Here is a 2,061-nt window from a genome sequence, read left to right as displayed (position 1 = left end):
AACTGCCATCGAAGCCTCCATCCGTCGATGGCAGTGATCCAGATTTTTACGCCGATGGGAATCCTGCCCGAGTCAGCGCTCGAGGCCGTTGGTATTATCCCGGCATCCCGTCGCCAAGACGATCCATGCGCGGCATCGCGGCGATCAGCTTGCGTGCGCTCGATCCGGACTTCTCCGGCGGGTTTCCATCCGGGCCTGCACGAGCAGCGAAGGCGCGCCGAGGGGCGCCGGGCGGCATTGCCGACCTCGCTGACATTTCGGGGAGTGAATTGCGCCCGGTTTGCCGGGGGCCGGTTTGTTTTACCGTTCTGTGCTGCCTTTAACCGGGAAGGAGCCGTTGCCCTTCGCAGGCATCAGCCGTCGCGAGTTGCCTTCAATGTCGTTTGGGAGATCTTCTGACATTGGTCGATCGGCGCGCCGTCAATTCGCTTCAATAGAAGGGAGGCCAGGATCCGTCCTGCTTCGAGACGGGAGAAATACGACACATGCACGCGAGTGCCGATGTAGTCTCCGAGGTTGGTGCCGGACCGCATGGAGTAGCCGAAACCTTCGCTTTCCTCCCCGGCAGCCAGGCGCACGCCGGCTCGCGCGCCGAGGAACACCAACTCATTGACACAAACGAAGCTGTCTGCGCCCTGTGCAACGAGGACGCCAGCGGCCTCGCGGGCCGCGTCCGGCTTGAGCGCGACCGGACGAATGAGGTCCTCGCTCACCGGGATGTCTGCCTCCTCCAATGCCTTTATATATCCACGAAGACGCTGACGCGCGAAAAGATAGCGCTGATCCGCTTCCAGAAGCGCGATCCGCCGATAGCCTTCGTCAATAAGCGCTTTGGTTCCCTGGTAGGCCGCAAACTCGTTGTCGAGGTCGAAATAGGCGTGCTCGGTGAACAGCTCGGTCCGCCCGAATGTCACGAAGGGCACATCGTGCTCCAGAAGATATTTGACCCGAGCGTCCTGCGGTTCGGTGTGGTCGAGGATCAGCCCGTCGCAGTTTCGTCCGCGGACCACCTGCCGGAGCTTGTCGAGACCGGTTTCGCCGAGCTCGACGGGAACGGCCCGAACGGCATAGTCGGTGCCGGCGAAGCGCTGATGCATGCCGTTCAAGAGCCCCACGGAACCGGAATCTCCGACCTCCTCCTCGCTGGAAAAGCTGAGGAATGCCATGGCGATGAAGGTCTTCCCGGTGCGCAGCTTGACCCCGTCCATGTTCCGGACATAGCCTAGTTCGCGCGCCGTTTCGCGAACCTTCCGGACGGTCTCGGGCGAGATCCGCTCGCCGTCCTTGAGCGCCCGCGCGACGGTGGTCACCGACACGCCGGCCGTGTCGGCGATCGTTTTGAGCGTGACCGGCGCTTTGCCCGTCTGCGCCTTCGTCGCCATTCGTTACCCTTTCAGATAGCGCACCTCCGGTTCGGTTGCGGGCAGGTGCGATGTTCGCTTGCGTTCGACGCGAAGGATCTTAGGGCGACCGGGCAGCAGGGTGAAGCCATTGTCCGACCAGATCGTGTCGCCGCCGAGGTCCCACGAAACGTAGAATGCCGGGCGGTCGCTGGTCAGCAGAACCTCTTCGCCGGCAGGGCCGTTCCGCCGCTCCACCGAGATGGCGGGTGCGCCGAAATCATAGTCCTTCGGACGCCGCGGCAGGAAGTCGTTCTCGCCCAGACGGGAGCCATGTTCGTCCGGCTGGTGGCGTCCTGCTGCAGGTAATGCTTGCCCAGCAGCGAATTGAGCAGCCGCTGCACCACGCTCGGTGCCAGATCGAGGGCGCGCGCGATCTCGCCATCAGCCTGCGTCTCAACCAGCTCGATCAGAGCCATTCTCTCTTCGGTCATCGTCATCTCCGTTGTCGGTTCCAGGTCTCGCAACCCGAACCTTCTCCGAAGATCGGCGGTGACCGCCAGCGTCACGCCCGGCTGCGCGCTGCGCTACGCCGGAGGCTCCGCGCGCGGCCTCCTACACCACTTATACCAACGGCCTCGAGCGCTGACTCGGGCAGGATTCCCATCGGCGTAAAAATCTGGATCACTGCCATCGACGGATGGAGGCTTCGATGGCAGTT

Annotated in this window: 4 protein-coding genes; 1 reads left to right on the top strand and 3 read right to left on the bottom strand. The window is 63.2% G+C overall.

The features are described 5' to 3' along the window. Window positions 1–399: hypothetical protein (locus tag BM075_RS24710; protein WP_218152908.1), on the top strand; the 399-nt coding region annotated here is incomplete at its 5' end. Here BM075_RS24710 and BM075_RS24030 read toward each other — a convergent pair. From BM075_RS24030 to BM075_RS24020, 3 genes are read right to left on the bottom strand one after another with little or no spacing between them, the layout of a single operon-like run. After that, entirely contained in the window at window positions 354–1,382 is a 1,029-nt protein-coding gene (locus BM075_RS24030; protein ID WP_093363122.1) for a LacI family DNA-binding transcriptional regulator, read from the bottom strand. The genes BM075_RS24710 and BM075_RS24030 overlap by 46 nt on opposite strands. A gap of 3 nt (window positions 1,383–1,385) precedes the next feature. Beyond that, window positions 1,386–1,598, bottom strand: a complete 213-nt coding sequence (locus BM075_RS25230; protein ID WP_093363121.1) for a glycoside hydrolase family 2 protein — start codon at window positions 1,596–1,598, stop codon at window positions 1,386–1,388. Further along, window positions 1,556–1,834: a helix-turn-helix domain-containing protein gene (locus tag BM075_RS24020; RefSeq protein WP_177208479.1), complete on the bottom strand. Its 279-nt coding sequence runs from the start codon at window positions 1,832–1,834 to the stop codon at window positions 1,556–1,558. Before BM075_RS24020 ends, BM075_RS25230 begins: the two co-directional genes overlap by 43 nt. Between the last annotated feature and the right edge of the window lie 227 nt (window positions 1,835–2,061).

This window comes from Tropicimonas isoalkanivorans (assembly GCF_900112335.1).
GTDB lineage: Bacteria > Pseudomonadota > Alphaproteobacteria > Rhodobacterales > Rhodobacteraceae > Tropicimonas > Tropicimonas isoalkanivorans.
Note: the sequence above shows the minus strand (reverse complement) of the source record. Positions and strands in the feature narration are given on the sequence as shown.

Coding starts and splice junctions, on each gene's coding strand:
- BM075_RS24030 (WP_093363122.1), bottom strand. CDS start 1,382: ATGGCGACGAAGGCGCAGACGGGCAAAGCGCCGGTCACGCTCAAAACG.
- BM075_RS24020 (WP_177208479.1), bottom strand. CDS start 1,834: ATGACCGAAGAGAGAATGGCTCTGATCGAGCTGGTTGAGACGCAGGCT.